At 71.9% G+C, this 1,760-nt stretch carries 3 protein-coding genes; all 3 read left to right on the plus strand.

The genetic code is table 11. From position 1 onward, the window contains the following. The coding region (locus tag DEIPI_RS30035) for an HD-GYP domain-containing protein (RefSeq protein ID WP_157463591.1) at positions 1 to 855 on the plus strand (855 nt) is incomplete at its 5' end. Positions 856 to 1,040: 185 nt separating this feature from the next. After that, positions 1,041 to 1,316, plus strand: a complete 276-nt coding sequence (locus DEIPI_RS0110120) for a GlsB/YeaQ/YmgE family stress response membrane protein (protein ID WP_027481710.1) — start codon at positions 1,041 to 1,043, stop codon at positions 1,314 to 1,316. A gap of 76 nt (positions 1,317 to 1,392) precedes the next feature. Continuing rightward, the gene (locus tag DEIPI_RS0110125; RefSeq protein ID WP_045234004.1) at positions 1,393 to 1,665 is read left to right on the plus strand and encodes a hypothetical protein; all 273 of its coding nucleotides are present in this window, start codon (positions 1,393 to 1,395) and stop codon (positions 1,663 to 1,665) included. Positions 1,666 to 1,760: the final 95 nt, after the last annotated feature.

Consider the following 1,760-nt stretch of genomic DNA (forward strand, 5'->3'; position numbering starts at 1 on the left):
GCCGCGCCCGCCGGGCCGCCCCTCGCCACGAACGACTACCCCGCCGAGCCCTACGCCGTCCACGACCTCGTCCGCGCGGGCGTCCGCGCGCAGGTCGCCGTGCCCGTCTTCCAGAACCAGACGCCCTGCGGCCTGCTGCGCTTCGTGTGGTTCACGCCGCTGGAGAAGCTCCCCGCCGCCGCGAGCGCCCTCGCCGTGCGCGCCGCGGAACTCATCGGGCAGGCCATCGAACGCGAGGCGCACGTCCGGCAGGTCGAGGCGACCCGCGAGGGCGCCCTCCTCGCGCTCGGCCTCGCCCTGGAGCGCCGCGACTTCGAGACGTCCGGCCACACCGAACGCGTCGTGGAGCTCTGCACCGCCCTCGGGCAGGAACTCGGCCTCGACCCCGCCGAGATGGAAGGCCTGCGGCAGGGCGCGTACCTGCACGACCTCGGCAAGCTCGCCGTGCCCGACGCGGTCCTCCTCAAGCCCGGCAAGCTCACCGCCTCCGAGTACGACGTCATGCGCCGTCACGCCGAGATCGGCTTCGACGTCACCGCGCACATCCCCGCGCTGCACCCCCTCGCGCGGCAGGTCATCCGCCACCACCACGAACGCTACGACGGCGGCGGCTACCCCACCGGGCGGCGCGGCGAGGACATCCCGCTCGTCGCGCGCGTCTTCAGCGTCGTCGACGTCTTCGACGCGCTCGTCAACACCCGCCCCTACAAGAGCGCCTGGACCCGCGAGGAAGCCCTCGCGGAGATCCGCAGCCAGGTCGGCCGTCAGTTCGACCCCGGCGTCGTCGACGCCTTCGAACGCCTCGTGCGGCGGCAGACCACCGAGGAAGCGTCCTTCACCCCGACGGGGGATTAGAACCTTACACGGAGACGGCCCCTCGCTCATGCCCGGGGCGTCGACGCGTCTCTGCACGTGGTGGTAGCTTCACGCGCCTTGAACCAACCGCCACATGAGAGTCAGTCGCAAGGACTACCGTGAGGACGTAAGAAGCGGGACCCGGGAGGGACGCGGCCACGCGGCCCCCACCAGAAGGAGGAATCATGTCCTGGATCGTTGCCATCCTCGTCGGAGCCCTCTGCGGCTGGATCGCCAGCATCGTCATGCGCACGGACGCCCAGCAGGGCGCCCTCGCCAACATCATCATCGGCATCGTCGGCGCGTTCCTCGCGCGCCTCATCTTCGGCGACCTGCTCGGCATCGGCGCCGCGAGCGGCACGGCCGCCTCGAACGGCTTCAGCTTCTGGAACATCGTCTGGGGCATCGTCGGTTCGGTCGTGCTGATCGCCATCCTCAAGGCCCTGCGCGTCCTGCGCTAGGAGCCCTGACCGGACCCCCTCGACGCCCCGCGCGCCCGCGTGGGGCGTCCCTCATTTCAGGGCGAGGTGATGCGCGTTGGACGGGTTGCTGGAGTGGTCGCGGGCGCTGCGGTTCGCCGTGGCGCTCACGTACGTCGGGATCGGGGTGTGCGCCGTGCTGCTCGGACGGGTGGAGGGCGCGGCGTTGTTCGTGACGATGGGCGGCGTCGTGACGGTCCTCGCGGCGCGGCGGCACGACCACCCCATGAACCTCGGGGAGGTCATGTGGGTGGGCACCGCGGTGCTGCTGGGCTTCTGGCTGCTCGCGCACGTGCTGTACGCGCTGTGGCCGGGCCTGTGGCGGATGTGAGGCGCGTCAGGCGCGGGGCGTGACCGTCCGCCCGGTCGAGGCGGCGCGCAGCAGGTCGCCCGTGACGACCAGGGTGCGCGCGTGGTCGAGGTCCG

The sequence above is a fragment of the Deinococcus pimensis DSM 21231 genome, from assembly GCF_000519345.1.
Taxonomy (GTDB): domain Bacteria; phylum Deinococcota; class Deinococci; order Deinococcales; family Deinococcaceae; genus Deinococcus_A; species Deinococcus_A pimensis.

What these genes read in the sequence shown, in the direction of transcription:
- DEIPI_RS0110120 (WP_027481710.1), top strand. Translation starts at nt 1,041, where the DNA reads ATGTCCTGGATCGTTGCCATCCTCGTCGGAGCCCTCTGCGGCTGGATC.